Below are 14172 nucleotides of genomic sequence, written 5' to 3'. Positions count from 1 at the left end.
GACGACCGGCGTGGGAGCGGTATCAAATCCCGTCTCAGTCGGGGCGCTGGGAGCTCTCGCGGACGAGGATCTGCACGGGCAGGCGCACCGTCATCGGCTCGCCGTCCGGGTTCTCGAGACGTCGCGAGAGCAGCTGCACGGCCGCCCGCCCGAGATCGATCATCGGCTGGCGGACAGTGGTGAGGGCGGGACGCGACAGCGCCGCCGCCTCGATGCCGTCGAAGCCCGTGACCCGGACATCGTGGGGCACGCGGATACCGGCCGAGCGGAACGCGTCGATCGCCCCGAGGGCCATCTGGTCGTTCGCGGCGATGAGTGCGGCGGGGACGCCGTCGGCGATCAGCTGTTCGGCCGCCCGCCGCCCGGATGCGCGGGTGAAGTCGCCGCGCAGCACCGTCACGGCATCCGTCGCGATGCCCGCCTCGGCGACCGCCGCGGCGAAACCCTCCCAGCGCTGGGCGCCGTCGGGCGAGTCCTCGGGGCCGGCGAGAAAAGCGAGCGTCCCCTGATCGGCTTGGGCGAGCACCAGTCTGGTCAGCTCCGACATCGCCTCGGCGTTGCTGACGGTCACGTGGTCGTAGCTGTCACCGCGGGCCGGCCCCGAGAGCACCACCACGGGGATCCGCTGAGCGAGCCGGGCGAGTACGTCGTCGGGCACGCTCTGCGCCAGCACCATCAGCCCGTCGACGCGTCCGGCGATGTCCCGCACGGTCTCGCGCGTCGGATCGTCACGTCCGACGCCGATCATGAGCACGAAACCCTGCTTCCAGGCTTCGAGCTCCGCTCCGCGCAGCACCTCGTCGAGGAACAGCATGGTCGGATGCGGTGCGCCCGCGTCGGCGGACGCCTGCTCGACCGTGAACGGCGGCGCCTCGCCCTGGTCATCGGCGAGCACGTCGAGGACGGGCGCGTCCTCCGAGGCATCGAAACCGGGGAAGTACAGCCCGAGCACGCCGGTGCGGCGCTCGGCCAGACCGCGCGCGCTGCCGCTGGGCACGTAGCCGAGCGCCGAGACGGAGTCGAGCACGCGCTCGCGCGTGGCGGGGCGCACGGCATCCGGCTGCCGCAGCACGCGGGATACCGTCGCGATCGACACTCCGGCGCGGTCTGCGACGTCGTAGACGGTCGCCCTCTTGCTCACGCTCGGTCCTCCTCCGCTTGCGTGTGCACCAGGCTACCCGGCGAGCGAGTCACCGCCTGCGTGCTTCGAGTGAGCCGTGAGGGCGGGCGCTGATCTCGCCGGGTTCGCGGCCCCGGGTCTCACTCGACACGACCTCGAAGCCCGCGTCGGCGAGAAGCCCGGCGAGCGCGTCGGCAGACCAGAAGTACGCCGGCGCGACGGCATGCGCGAACGGCTCGCGCGGCTCGCCGTCGAAGAAGCCGATCAGGATGCTGCCTCCGGGAGCCAGCACGCGGGCGAACTCTTCGAGGATCCCGGGGATGTCAGCCGGCGAGGTGTGGATCAGTGAGTACCAGGCGAGGATGCCTCCGACCGACCCCGCCGCGAACGGCAGGTCGCGGAACGAGCCGACGTCGAAGGAGATGCCCGGATGCCGTTTCCTCGCCGTCGCGATGAACTCCTCCGACAGGTCGATCCCCTGCGCCACGCGTTCGCCGAGACTCAGGAGCTCGGTCCAGTGCCCGGGCCCGCAGCCGGCATCCAGCAGCAGGCCGGAGGCCGTGTCACGCCAGGCCTCGATGAGCGCAGCATCCCGGGCATCCATCTCCTCGATCGCACCGGCGAGCTTCACGTACTCCGCGGCCCGCTCGTCGTAGGCAGCGGCGACGCCCGCGTCCGAGGTGCCTTCCATCAGCTGCGCGCGGCGAGCGCTGCCTGATACAGGTCGCGCGACGACAGGCCCGTCGCCGCGGCGACCTCGGCGCAGGCCTCCTTGAGACGCACGCCGGATGCCACGAGTCGCTGCACCTGCGCGAGAGCGTCTTCCGCCGACGCCTCACGAGGCGCGGCACCCTCGACCACCACGACGATCTCGCCCTTGACGCCAGCCGTCGCCCACTCGACGAGCTCGGCGGAGGTGCCGCGGCGCACCTCTTCGTAGAACTTGGTCAGCTCGCGGCAGACGGCGATGCGGCGGTCGTCGCCGAAGGCTGCGCCCATGTCGGCGAGCGACGACGCCAGGCGGGCGGGAGATTCGAAGAAGACCATGGTGCGTGGCTCTGCGGCGAGCGCCCGCAGCGTCGAGCGCCGATCCCCGGGCTTGCGCGGCAGGAACCCCTCGAACGTGAAGCGGTCGGTCGGCAGTCCCGAGATGGAGAGCGCCATCAGCACTGCGCTCGGCCCCGGGATCGCCGTCACCGTCACTCCCTGAGCGACCGCCTCGGCGACGAGCCCGTACCCGGGGTCGCTGATGGCCGGCATCCCCGCGTCGCTCACGACGACGACATCCGTCTCGACCGCGAGTGCGGCGAGCTCCGCCGCTCTCTGCTTCTCGTTGTGATCATGCAGTGCGATCAGCCGGGGGCGGTTCGAGATCTGCAGAGCCTGCATGAGCCGCTGCGTGGTGCGCGTGTCCTCCGCGACGACGACCTCGGCGTTCTCCAGCACCTCGACGAGGCGACGCGAGACATCCCCGAGGTTTCCGATCGGTGTTGCGGCGAGGATGATCACCCGCCCAGCTTAGGCGGCGCCCATCGGCGGAGTGTCTAGGCTGGTGCGGTGACCGCGCCCCTGCCTCTGCTGCCTCCGCCCGAGCAGCGACTGACGCGCTACGAGCGACTGCGCGACCGCGTGCTGCAGGACCCCGACTGGGGGCGCATGGTGCGCTGGTTCGCGCCGCTCGTGGTGACGGCCCTGGCCGCCGTGCTGCGCCTGGTCAACCTCGGCCATCCGCACCAGCTCGCCTTCGACGAGACCTACTACGTCAAGGACGCCTGGTCGCTGTGGGCTCTCGGATACGAAGGCACCTGGGGCAAGGACGCGAACGAGGCGTTCATCACACTGCAGCAGCTGCCGCTGTCGGATGCCGGGTCGTTCGTCGTGCATCCGCCCCTGGGCAAATGGCTGATCGCCCTGGGGATGGCCATCGGAGGACCCGACAACACGGTGGGCTGGCGCATCGCGACGGCACTGCTGGGCGCCGCCACCGTGCTGCTCGTCTATCTGGTCGCCCGCCGCCTGACCGGATCGATCGTGGTGGCGACGGTCGCCGGCGCCCTGCTGGCGATCGACGGCCTCAGCATCGTGATGAGTCGCACGGCCCTGCTCGACGGCCCTCTGACGTTCTTCCTCATGCTCGGCGCGCTCTTCATCCTGATCGACCGCGACCGGGTGATCCCCGTGCTCGAACGCGCAGACCCCGATACCGACCCCGACTCCCCCGCGCCGATGTGGGGTCCTGTGCTCTGGCGGCGTCCGTGGCTGATCGCCGCAGGTGTCGCGCTCGGCGCCGCCTGCGCCGTGAAGTGGTCGGGGCTCTATGCGCTCGCGGCCTTCGGCCTGTACGTCGTGGTGACGGATGCCCTGGCACGACGCCGCGCGGGCGTCGTGCTCTGGCCCACCGCGGCGGCCTTCCGTCAGGGACCGGTCTCCTTCGTGCTGCTCGTGCTGCCGGCGCTCGCCACCTACCTCGCCAGCTGGACGGGGTGGCTCGTCACCGCCGGCGGCTATGCCCGGCAGAGCGATCCGAATCCGCTGATCGCGCTGTGGAACTACCACGAGGCGATTCTGAACTTCCACGTCGGTCTCAGCAAGGGCCACCCGTACGCGAGCCCCGCGTGGGAGTGGCCTCTGCTGCTGCGCCCCACAGCCGTCTGGGTGGGCAGCGACCCCGGGCCCTGCGGCGTCGATCACTGCATCGCGGTGATCTCGACGATCCCCAACCCGCTGATCTGGTACGCCGGTGTCGCCGCGGCTCTCTACCTGCTCTACCGCCTCGTGCGCGGGTGGGCCGAACGTCGCCCCGTCGGTCCAGCCCTCACGTTCCCCCTGGTCGGGCTCGCGGCGACGTACGTGCCCTGGCTGCTGTTCCCTGAGCGGACGATCTTCCAGTTCTACACGGTCGCGATGGCGCCGTTCCTCGTGCTCGCACTCGCGGTCGTTCTCCGTCAGATCGCGGGACGCCGGGAGGATCCGCTGCACCGCCGGCAGTCGGGCGAGCGCACCGTGATCGTCTTCCTCGCCGTCGTGGTGCTGGTCTCCGCGTTCTTCTACCCGGTGTGGACCGGCATGAGCGTGCCCTACCAGTTCTGGCTCCTGCACAACTGGCTGCCCGGCTGGATCTGACCCGACCAGCGGCAGCACGTGCGCGCGGTCAGCCCTCGACCACTCCGTCGCGCTCGCCGGCCACCCCCGGGCGAGAGACACCGCGTGTCAGGCGGGCGACGACCAGCAGCACCGCAGTGAGGCCGATCGTGAGCAGCAGCTGCACACGCGCAGCCTCGTCGATCATGGTGAGCGCGATCACTCCGGCGAGCAGCGCCAGGCACAGCCACGACAGCCAGGGGAAGCCCCACATGCGCATCGGCATCGCCGCACCCTCACGATCGGCACGGCGGCGGAGGATGATCTGCGAGACCGCCGTCGCCGTCCAGATGATGAGCAGCGTCGATCCGACCACGTTGAGCAGCGCCGGCAGCACCACATCGGGGAACGCCCAGTTCAGCCCGACCGTGATGAAGCCGAACGCGACGGAGGCGAGCACGGCCACGACCGGCACGCCCGTCGACGTCGTGCGCGTCGCCGCGAGCGGTGCGAGCCCGCGCTCACCGAGCGAGTACGCCATCCGCGACGCGCCGTAGATGTTCGCGTTCATCGCCGACAGCAGCGCGATCACGACGATGAGGTCCATCACGAGGCCGACGCCCGGCAGCTGCAGAGTGTCGAGCACTGCGGAGAAGGGACCGTCCTTGACGGCGGGATCGTTCCACGGGAGCACCGACACGATCACGAAGATCGAGCCGACGTAGAAGATCAGGATGCGCACGAGGACCTCGCGCACGATCCGGCGGATGTTGCGCGCGGGGTCGTCGGACTCCGCCGCCGCGATCGCGACGACCTCGGTGCCGCCGAACGCGAAGACCACGATGAGGAGCGCCGCCGCGATGCCCGTGAGGCCGTTCGGGGCGAAGCCGCCGTTGTCGACGAGATTGCCGATGCCGGTCGCGGGCACGCCGGGGATGAACCCCAGGATCGCGCACACGCCGACCACGAGGAACACGATGATCGCCGCGACCTTGATCGCCGCGAACCAGAACTCGAACGTGCCGTAATTGCGCACCCCGAAGAGGTTGACCGCGGTCAGGGCGACGACGAAGACGAGCACCCACACCCAGGCCGGGATGCCGGGGATCCAGGCCGCGATGATCCCGGCGGCGCCGGTGGCCTCGGCGGCGATCACGACGACGAGCTGGATCCAGTAGAGCCACCCGACCGCGCTGCCGGCGCTGCGGCCCATCGCCTTCTGCGCGTATGAGCTGAAGGCTCCTGAGCTCGGGCGGGCGGCGACCATCTCGGCGAGCATCGCCATGATCAGCACGACGATGCCGCCGGCGACGAGGTACGAGATGAGCACGGCAGGACCGGCGATGCTGATCGCCTGTCCCGAACCGACGAACAGCCCGGCGCCGATCGCCCCGCCGAGTCCCATCATCGAGATCTGCCGACGGGTCAGCCCGGGGTGCAGACCTTTGGTCGTGGTCGTCGTGGTGGGAACCTCGGTCATGCGCGTGCCTCCTGCGTGCGATGAGCAGACTGCTCAGCCTACGCGGCTCCGCCCGCCGTCCAGGATCGCAGCTGACCTCACCGCGCGAGGGGGAGGTCTGCGGGGTCGCGCACCGGGAGCCGGCACACGAACGAGCGGCAGTCGAACGCCTGCTCCATCGCGTCGCCCTTGCCGTCGAACAGCTCGAAGCCGGCATCCGCGAATGCCTGGGCCTGCACCGGGGTGACGATCGCGACGACGTCCGCGTCGGCCCTGCGGGCTGCCGAGGCGAGTGCACCCTCGGGCGTCTCGGTGACGACGACGAGCTGCCTCGGCGCATCGACGAGCCCCGCTGCCACACGCAGCAGGCTGCCGTGCGCGAACGGCTGTGCGATGGCGGGCGCGGCATGCTCGCGCACGCGTTCCGCGGCTGCCTCGCGATACCGGTCCCCCGCGCCGAGACGCCAGGCGGTGAGGGACGCCGCAGCCACGGCCGCCGAATCCGACGGCAGATCGCCGTCGGTCTGATCGGGCGCTGTGGCGATCCCGTGCTCGGCGAGCAGCGGGTCGCCCATGAGGCCCTCGATCGCCGCGTCGAGCAGTGTGCGTGCCTCCACCGCCCACGCCGCCTCACCTGTGGCCGCGGCGAGCGCGAACAGCCCGTCGGCCAGGAGAGCGACATCGGCCGCGGTGGCGACCGCACCCGAGGCGACCCCGTCGAGCGAGGCCCGCACGAGAGCCCCGGTCGCATCCCTGTTGACTCGCAGCACGTACTCGGCAGCCTCGGCCGCGGCCTGCACCCAGAACCCCTCCGCCAGAGAGGCTCCCGCGCGGGCGAGACCGGTGATGGCCAGACCGTTCCATCCTGTGATGACCTTGCCGTCGACGGCAGGGAGCTCGAGACCGGTCCTCTCGGAGGGCGGTCGCAGGTAGTAGCCGCCCTCGCTGCGTTCGCCGTCGATCCACGACTCCGAGTCCTGAGCCGCGCCGAACCCGCCGCCCGCCCTGCGCAGCGTGCCCAGGAGGAAGTCGGCGATGCCGCGTGCGGTCGCGTCGTCACCCGCGTCGAGCGCCACGTCGAGCAGCTGCGCGTTGTCGGTCAGCATCCGCTCGTAGTGCGGCACGCTCCAGTCGCGTCGGGTCGCGTAGCGGAAGAACCCCCCATCGGCATCGCGCAGATCGGAGGCGGCCATCGCGGCGAGCGCCCGGTCGGCCGACTCGGCGGCATCCGGGGCCTCTCTGCGCACGAGCGGTGTCTGCAGCATCCTCAGGGTCGTCGCGACCGGGAACTTCGGTGCATCGCCGTAACCGCCGAAGCGGCGATCCTCCCGAGCCGCGATCGTCCGCGCCGCGCCGGCGAGAGCATCGGCGTCCGGAAGATCGGAGGGGGTCGAGGCGCCTGCGCGGGCGAGGGCGTCCGTGACGGCATCCGCAGACTCCTCGGCTTGGGCACGGCGCTGGGTCCACGCCTCCTGCACCGCGGCGAGCACGTCACGGAACGCGGGCATCGGCTGTCGTGCCTCGGGCGGCCAGTAGGTTCCGGCGTAGAACGTGCGGCCCCGCGGCGTCGTGAAGACGGTGAGGGGCCAACCGAGATTCTGCGTGAACGCCGAGGCAGCCGCCATGTAGGCGCCGTCGACGTCGGGATGCTCCTCGCGGTCGACCTTCACCGCGACGAAGTCGCGATTGATCAGTGCAGCCGTGTCGGGGTCGGCGAACGACTCCCTGGCCATCACATGACACCAGTGGCAGGTCGAATACCCGATCGAGATCAGCAGCGGCACATCGCGGCGCTGCGCCTCGGCGAAGGCCTCCGGACCCCAGGGATACCAGTCGACAGGATTGTCGGCGTGGGCGCGGAGGTACGGGCTGAGCGTGTCGGCGAGCCGGTTCGTCATACGTCCACGCTACGCCGATCGGCGCCTGACGAGACGGTCAGGAGACGAGCAGCTCCGCCGGCCGGGATGCCGCATAGCCGACGAGCGGCAGCGCACGCTCGGCAGCGAGGGCGATGCGCGCGTGGAGCACGTCGGAGGCGATCACGTAGCCGTCGAAGTCGGTGTCGCTGGCGTAGACGCCCAGGGGCAGCGTCAGCGCCTGGAAGAACGCGAACAGCGGCCGCAGCTGGTGCTCGATGATGAGCGCGTGGCGTTCGCCGCCGCCGGTCGCCGCGAGCAGCACCGGCTTGCCGACGAGCTCGTACTGCCCCACGAAGTCGAACAGGTGCTTGAAGAGGCCGGTGAAGGATGCGCGGTAGACGGGACTGCCCACGATCAGCAGGTCTGCCGCCTCGATCGCCACCAGCTTCTCCTCGACGCGCGCCGGAAGCTGGTCGCGACGCAGCGCTCCTGCGAGCGACGGGCCGATGTCGGTGAGCTCGATGACCTCGATCTCGACCTCGGCCCGCTCGGCGATCGCCCCGGCGATCGCACGGATGAGAGCCGTGGTCTTGCTGGGCTCGTGCAGAGATCCGGAGACGGCGACGACGCGGTAGGGAGCTGTCATGCGGACGACGCTACTCACGACGACGCCCCGTGTCGCGGGAAGCGACACGGGGCGTCATCTGTCGACACGGAGCGTGTCAGTTCACGTCGTCGGGGTGCGATCCGACTCGACCAGAGCCGTCGAGCGGGTCGAGGGCGTCGATCGCCGCGACCTCGGCGTCGGTGAGCTCGAACCCGAACACGTCGAGGTTCTCGCGCAGGCGCTCGGCGCGCACCGACTTCGGGAAGACGATGAATCCGCGCTGCAGGTGCCAGCGCAGCACCGCCTGCGCGGGGGTGACGCCGTGCGCCGCCGCCGCCTCGGCCACCGCCGGCGTGCCGAACAGGTCGTACTTGCCCTGGCCGAGCGGGCCCCACGACTCGATGCGGATGCCGTGCTCGGTCGCCCAGTCGACGACGTCGCGCTGCTGGTAGGCCGGGTGCAGCTCGATCTGGTTGACCGCCGGCGTCACGCCGGTCTCGGCCACCACGCGCTCGAGGTGCGGAACGAGGAAGTTCGAGACGCCGATGCTGCGTGTCAGTCCTGCCTCGCGCAGCTCGATGAGCCGGGCGAAGGCGTGCACGTAGTCGTCCTTCGCCGGAGTGGGCCAGTGCACGAGGTAGAGGTCGACGACATCCAGCCCGAGCTTCTCGAGGCTCTCGCCGATCGCCGCACGCGGCTCGTCGTCGTGATGGCGGTCGTTCCAGAGCTTGGTCGTGATGAACAGCTCGTCGCGCGGGATGCCCGAAGAGGCGATCGCCGCTCCGACGCCCTCTTCGTTGCCGTAGATGGCGGCCGTGTCGATGTGGCGGTAGCCGATCTCGAGCGCCTCGCTCACGGCGCGCTCGGTCTCGTCGGCCGGAACCTTGAACACCCCGTAGCCGAGCTGCGGGATGGAATGGCCGTCGTTCAGTTCGAGTGCAGGAATCGTCATGAATCCACCCTACGACCTGTGATGACAGGTCGACCAGGAGGAACCGCCGCCATCCTCGAGGCGACCCAGCCGACCAGCCTCTCGAGCGGGCCCCTCCCGAACAGGATCGACCACAGCGTGGTCGCGAGAAGCAGCGCGACGGCCGTCGCCAACCAGAAGGCATTGCTCGAGAAGAAGCCTCCTGGTCCCGCCACGAGCGCGACCGAGACGACGTGCACGCTGTAGGCCGACAGGGGCATCGACCCCAACGCCCCGAGCGGAAGGAGCACCGCACGCAACGGCCCGCTGAGCAGCACGCACAGCGCGATGACCGACAGCGCGAACCCGCCCGAGCCGAGGATCTCGGCCGTTCCGCCGGAGTGCGGTTCGACGGCGAAGATCGCTCGGACGACGGCCCCTCCCGGATCCGCTGCGGCCAGCGCCTCGGAGTAGGTGCTCCACCCCGCGGCGGGCTCGCCGCCGAAGATCGCCGAGCCGGAGCCGAGGCGGGTGACTGCTCCGACGAGGCCCAGTCCGTAGCCGACGACCATGAGTCCGACGCCCGCGCCCAGCGTGATCGCCGCGGTCTCGAGCTTCTCGACACGCAGGCGCCCGAGCGCCATGCCGGCGAAGACGAACGCGAGCCACGCGGTGATCGGATACGAGCCGTAGAGGACGAGGCTGACGCCCGCGCCGGTGGGGTTCAGGGTGAGTGCGGCGAGCAACGCGAGCAGCGCCGGTGCCGCGAGTGCCAGGATGCCGGCGGCGATCAGCAGCTTCCACGGCTGCCACCGGAGGAACGGGATGACGGCGACGTAGAGCAGTCCGTAGAGCGTGAGGATCACCGCGATCGGCGTGTTCAGCATCTCCAGCGCCAGACCGATCAGGAAGATGACCGCTCCGCGACCGATCAGCTGCAGGCGGAGGCTCGGCATCCGCTCGGGATCGGGCAGCACGCTGCGGCCGGTCATCAGGGCGATCGAGACGCCGGCGAGCACGGCGAACAGGATCGACGATCGCCCGTGCACCAGGTCGGTCCAGGTCGACAGGTCGAACGGATCGAACGCCTCGGTCTCGCCGATGTGCGCTCCGGCCATGCCGAGGATCGCCAGCCCTCGGGCGACGTCGAGTCCGAGGATGCGCGGAGCCCGCCCGAACTCGTGGAACCACCGCGATGCGGGAGGAGGCTTCGACACAGTGCTCACGGATGAATCGTACGATGGGAGTTCTATGCCTTCCCCTGTGATCTTCTATCCTCCCGAGCTGCCGGTCAGCGCTGCGCGGGAGGAGATCGCCGACGCCATCCGCGACAACCAGGTCGTCATCGTGGCGGGAGCGACGGGCTCGGGGAAGACGACGCAGCTGCCGAAGATCTGCCTCGATCTCGGGCGCGAGCGCATCGCGCACACGCAGCCCCGACGACTCGCCGCCCGCACGATCGCCGAGCGCGTCGCCGAGGAGCTGCAGGTCGAGCTCGGCGGCCTCGTCGGATACAAGGTGCGCTTCACCGACAAGGTGTCCGACGACACGCGCATCGCGCTGATGACCGACGGCATCCTGCTCAATGAGATCCACCGCGACCGGCTGCTGCGCCGCTGCGACACGATCATCATCGACGAGGCGCACGAGCGCTCGCTCAACGTCGACTTCCTGCTGGGCTACCTCGTGCGGATCCTTCCCGAACGACCTGACCTCAAGGTGATCATCACGTCGGCGACGATCGATCCCGAGAGCTTCGCCCGACACTTCGCGACGCCCGAGGGTGTGCCCGCGCCGGTGATCGAGGTGTCCGGCCGCACCTTCCCCGTCGAGATCCGCTACCGCGAGCAGACGGAGGAGACCGAGGAGTCCGACGAGGTGACCGCCATCGTCGCGGCCCTCCGTGAACTCGACCGCGAGGAGCCGGGCGACGTGCTGGTGTTCCTGCCGGGCGAAGCCGAGATCAGGGATGCCGCGGATGCCGTGCGCGGCGCGTACGCGAAGGACCGCTCCCCCACCGAGGTGCTGCCGCTGTACGGCCGGCTGTCGGCGGCGGAGCAGCACCGGGTGTTCGAGAAGAGCCGCGTCGCCGGTGTGCGGCGCCGGGTCGTGCTCGCCACGAACGTCGCCGAGACCAGCCTCACCGTTCCCGGCATCCGCTACGTGATCGACACCGGCACCGCGCGCATCTCGCGATACAGCAACCGCTCGAAGGTGCAGCGGCTGCCGATCGAGGCGATCTCGCAGGCCTCCGCGAACCAGCGTTCGGGCCGCGCCGGGCGCACGAGCGACGGCATCGCGATCCGCCTGTACAGCGAGGAGGACTTCGACAAGCGCGCGGAGTTCACCGAACCCGAGATCCTGCGCACCTCGCTCGCCTCGGTGATCCTGCAGATGCTGTCGCTCGGCTTCGGCGACATCACCGCCTTCCCGTTCCTCACCCCGCCCGACTCCCGGGGAGTCAAGGCCGCCGTCGACCTGCTCACCGAGCTGGGCGCCGTCACCGGCAGCGGAGACGCACCTCGACTCACCCGCATCGGTCGAGACATCTCCCGAATCCCGATCGACCCCCGCTTCGCCCGCATGCTGATCGAGGCCGGACGCCCCGGCGGCGCCGACGTCACCCGCGACGTGCTCGCGATCGTCGCCGGAATGTCGATCCAGGACGTGCGCGAGCGGCCGTCGCAGGAGGCGCCCCAGAGCGTGCGCGACGAAGCCGACCGCATGCATGCGCGCTTCACCGACCCGACGAGCGACTTCCTGTCGATCCTGAACCTGTGGAACCACCTCCGGGAGCAGCAGCGCGAGCTCGGTTCGAGCGCCTTCCGTCGCCTGTGCCGTTCGGAGCATCTCAACTACGTCCGGGTGCGTGAATGGTTCGACGTGCACCGTCAGCTGCGGTCGCTCGTGCGGGAGAAGGACTCCTCGCGCGGGGGGACCGCGGATCCGGATGCGATCCATCGGGCTCTGCTCGCCGGACTCCTGTCGCAGATCGGCATCCTCGACGAGCGCAACACCGGCAAGGGCCTCGATCCGAAGAAGAAGAGGATGGCGGAATACCGTGGCGCCCGCGGCATCCGCTTCTCGATCTTCCCCGGATCCGCCCTGCGCAAGAAGGCCCCGCAGGCGGTCATGGCCGCCGAGATCGTCGAGACCTCACGCACCTACGCCCGCACGGTCGCCGCGATCGACCCCGCCTGGGCGGAGGCGCTCGCGGGCGATCTCGCGAAGCGCCAGGTCACCGAGCCGCACTGGTCGAAGGATGCCGGCGCGGCGGTCGCGTACGAGAAGGTGACGCTGTTCGGGGTCGAGATCATCCCCCGTCGCCGTGTGCAGTTCGCGCGCATCGACCGGGCGGCGTCGCGTGAGATGTTCGTGCGACACGCCCTCGTCGAGGGCGAATGGGATCCGACGCGCATCGACAAGCGGGTCAGCGCTTTCTGGCGCAGCAACGCCGAACTGCGCAAGCGCCTCGAGAAGCTCGAGGAACGTGAGAGGCGTCGCGACATCCTCGCTGGCGACGAAGCGGTGTTCCGCTTCTACGACGAGCGGATCCCGACCGACGTCTTCGACGTGCGCTCGTTCGAGAAATGGTGGCGCGACGCGCTGGCCGCGACCCCGAAGCTGCTCGTGATGCGCGAGGCCGACCTGCTCGACGACGAGAGCAGGGCCGATCAGAGCGAGTTCCCCACCCGGTGGACGCAGGGCGACCAGGTGCTCGGGCTCGCGTACCGTTTCGAGCCGGGGGCGACCGACGACGGCGTGAGCGTCGTGATCCCGTTGCCTCTGCTCGCACAGATCGAGGACAGGGGCTTCGACTGGCAGGTGCCGGGGCTGCGCGCCGAACTCGTCACCGGCCTGCTCCGCGCACTGCCCAAGGCGATCCGACGGCACGTGGTGCCTGCGGCTGATTGGGCCGACAAGTTCGGTGCCGAGCTCGCCGGAGACGGCCCGGAGTCGCACGGCGGCCTTCCTCATCGCACGCTCAAAGAGGCGCTGGCACGCCTCATCCAGCCGCTCGCGAATCAGCTCGTCTCGGCTGCCGACTTCGAAGACGATCGCGTGCCCGCGCACCTGCGGATGAACTTCCGCGCCGTCGACGAGCGCGGGCGCGTCGCGGGATCGAACCGCGACCTCAGTGCGCTGCAGGCCGAGCTCGCCGACCGTGCGCGCAGCAGCGTGGCCCGGTCGATCGCGACCCCGCCCCGCCGCCCCGGCCCCTCGAAGGGACCGCAGCCCGCTGCCGCCGCCACCTCGATCGAGAAGGACGGCCTCACCGCCTGGACGTTCGGCGACCTGCCCGAGGTGCTCGACACCCGCGTGGCCGGCGGAGTGGTGCGCGGGTACCCGGCGATCGTCGACCAGGGGAAGACCGTCTCGGTGCGCGTCGAGTCCACGGCGGATGCCGCCGCCACCGCCACGCGGGCGGGCGTGCTGCGCCTCGTGCTGCTCGGTGTGCCCTCGCCCTCGTCGTACGTGCAGCAGCACCTCACCAGCCAGGAGAAGCTCGCACTCGCCGCGTCGCCCTACCAGTCGGCCGCCGCGCTCATCGAGGACTGCCGGGCCGCGGTCGTCCAGAGCACGATCGATCGGCTGGCGCCGGGCGGCCTCGTGCGCACTGAGGCCGAGTTCGTGCGCGTGCGCGACGCGGTGTCGGCGTCGCTCGTCGACGACCTCTTCGCCTGCGTGTCGCTCGTCGCTCGCATCCTCACGAAGACCCGCGATGTCGAGCGCGGCATCCGTTCGCAGAACTCCCTCGCACTGCTCGGGCCGCTGAACGACATCCGCACGCAGCTCTCGGGACTCCTGCACCCCGGGTTCGTCTCGGCGGCAGGCGTCGAGCGCCTCACGCACTTCCCGCGATACCTCGACGGGATGCTCGAGCGGCTGAAGACGCTCGCGAACGAGCCCGGCAAGGACCGCACCCGCATGAGCGAGTTCGAGCGCATGGCGAAGGCCTTCGAGGATGCCGGGGGCGCGATCCCGCTGCCCGCCGACGCGCCGCCGGCCCTGGTCGAGACCCGCTGGCTGCTCGAGGAGTACCGGGTGAGCGTGTTCGCGCAGCGTCTCGGCACCGCGCAGCCCGTCTCTCCGCAGCGGATCATGAAGGTGCTGTCGTCTCGGGGGTAGCCTGAA

Annotated in this window: 10 protein-coding genes; 2 read left to right on the top strand and 8 right to left on the bottom strand. The window is 70.4% G+C overall.

Annotated elements, in window-relative coordinates:
• Positions 1 to 34: 34 nt before the first annotated feature.
• The 3 genes from ACZZZQ_RS13550 to rsmI are packed head-to-tail and all read right to left on the bottom strand — an operon-like array spanning position 35 to position 2629.
• Positions 35 to 1141 (bottom strand): LacI family DNA-binding transcriptional regulator, encoded by a 1107-nt coding sequence (locus ACZZZQ_RS13550; protein ID WP_072591560.1) that lies wholly within the window; start codon positions 1139 to 1141, stop codon positions 35 to 37.
• A gap of 49 nt (positions 1142 to 1190) precedes the next feature.
• On the bottom strand, positions 1191 to 1811 hold the full coding sequence (locus ACZZZQ_RS13545) for a methyltransferase domain-containing protein (RefSeq protein WP_463507750.1): 621 nt from the start codon (positions 1809 to 1811) through the stop codon (positions 1191 to 1193).
• Positions 1811 to 2629 (bottom strand): 16S rRNA (cytidine(1402)-2'-O)-methyltransferase, encoded by an 819-nt coding sequence (rsmI, locus tag ACZZZQ_RS13540; protein ID WP_056279993.1) that lies wholly within the window; start codon positions 2627 to 2629, stop codon positions 1811 to 1813. Before rsmI ends, ACZZZQ_RS13545 begins: the two co-directional genes overlap by 1 nt.
• Before the next feature lie 48 nt (positions 2630 to 2677).
• Here rsmI and ACZZZQ_RS13535 point away from each other — a divergent pair, with 48 nt between their 5' ends.
• The gene (locus tag ACZZZQ_RS13535) at positions 2678 to 4243 is read left to right on the top strand and encodes a dolichyl-phosphate-mannose--protein mannosyltransferase (RefSeq protein ID WP_463507749.1); all 1566 of its coding nucleotides are present in this window, start codon (positions 2678 to 2680) and stop codon (positions 4241 to 4243) included.
• A 28-nt stretch (positions 4244 to 4271) separates the two neighbouring features.
• Here the strand turns inward: ACZZZQ_RS13535 and ACZZZQ_RS13530 are convergent, their stop codons facing one another.
• The 5 genes from ACZZZQ_RS13530 to ACZZZQ_RS13510 all read right to left on the bottom strand — a co-directional run bounded on the left by ACZZZQ_RS13530 (position 4272) and on the right by ACZZZQ_RS13510 (position 10262).
• A complete protein-coding gene (locus ACZZZQ_RS13530) occupies positions 4272 to 5681 on the bottom strand; it encodes an amino acid permease (RefSeq protein ID WP_053097123.1) in 1410 nt (469 codons plus the stop codon).
• 77 nt (positions 5682 to 5758) lie between these two features.
• Entirely contained in the window at positions 5759 to 7558 is a 1800-nt protein-coding gene (locus tag ACZZZQ_RS13525; protein ID WP_463507748.1) for a thioredoxin domain-containing protein, read from the bottom strand.
• A 37-nt stretch (positions 7559 to 7595) separates the two neighbouring features.
• Positions 7596 to 8165 carry an FMN reductase gene (msuE, locus tag ACZZZQ_RS13520; RefSeq protein ID WP_053099190.1) on the bottom strand — a complete coding sequence of 190 codons (570 nt, stop codon included), beginning with the start codon at positions 8163 to 8165 and terminating at the stop codon, positions 7596 to 7598.
• A 76-nt stretch (positions 8166 to 8241) separates the two neighbouring features.
• Positions 8242 to 9078: an aldo/keto reductase gene (locus tag ACZZZQ_RS13515; protein ID WP_053097128.1), complete on the bottom strand. Its 837-nt coding sequence runs from the start codon at positions 9076 to 9078 to the stop codon at positions 8242 to 8244.
• Positions 9075 to 10262, bottom strand: a complete 1188-nt coding sequence (locus ACZZZQ_RS13510) for a heparan-alpha-glucosaminide N-acetyltransferase domain-containing protein (protein ID WP_463507747.1) — start codon at positions 10260 to 10262, stop codon at positions 9075 to 9077. Before ACZZZQ_RS13510 ends, ACZZZQ_RS13515 begins: the two co-directional genes overlap by 4 nt.
• 25 nt (positions 10263 to 10287) lie before the next feature.
• Here ACZZZQ_RS13510 and hrpA point away from each other — a divergent pair, with 25 nt between their 5' ends.
• Entirely contained in the window at positions 10288 to 14166 is a 3879-nt protein-coding gene (hrpA, locus tag ACZZZQ_RS13505; RefSeq protein WP_463507746.1) for an ATP-dependent RNA helicase HrpA, read from the top strand.
• The last annotated feature ends 6 nt before the right edge of the window (positions 14167 to 14172 follow it).

The organism is Microbacterium sp. AC132, assembly GCF_979258525.1.
The sequence above is the reverse complement of the archived record's forward strand: the minus strand, read 5'-3'. Positions and strand labels throughout refer to the sequence as shown.

Coding starts and splice junctions, on each gene's coding strand:
- ACZZZQ_RS13545 (WP_463507750.1), bottom strand. CDS start 1,811: ATGGAAGGCACCTCGGACGCGGGCGTCGCCGCTGCCTACGACGAGCGG.
- ACZZZQ_RS13530 (WP_053097123.1), bottom strand. CDS start 5,681: ATGACCGAGGTTCCCACCACGACGACCACGACCAAAGGTCTGCACCCC.
- ACZZZQ_RS13525 (WP_463507748.1), bottom strand. CDS start 7,558: ATGACGAACCGGCTCGCCGACACGCTCAGCCCGTACCTCCGCGCCCAC.
- msuE (WP_053099190.1), bottom strand. CDS start 8,165: ATGACAGCTCCCTACCGCGTCGTCGCCGTCTCCGGATCTCTGCACGAG.
- ACZZZQ_RS13515 (WP_053097128.1), bottom strand. CDS start 9,078: ATGACGATTCCTGCACTCGAACTGAACGACGGCCATTCCATCCCGCAG.
- hrpA (WP_463507746.1), top strand. CDS start 10,288: ATGCCTTCCCCTGTGATCTTCTATCCTCCCGAGCTGCCGGTCAGCGCT.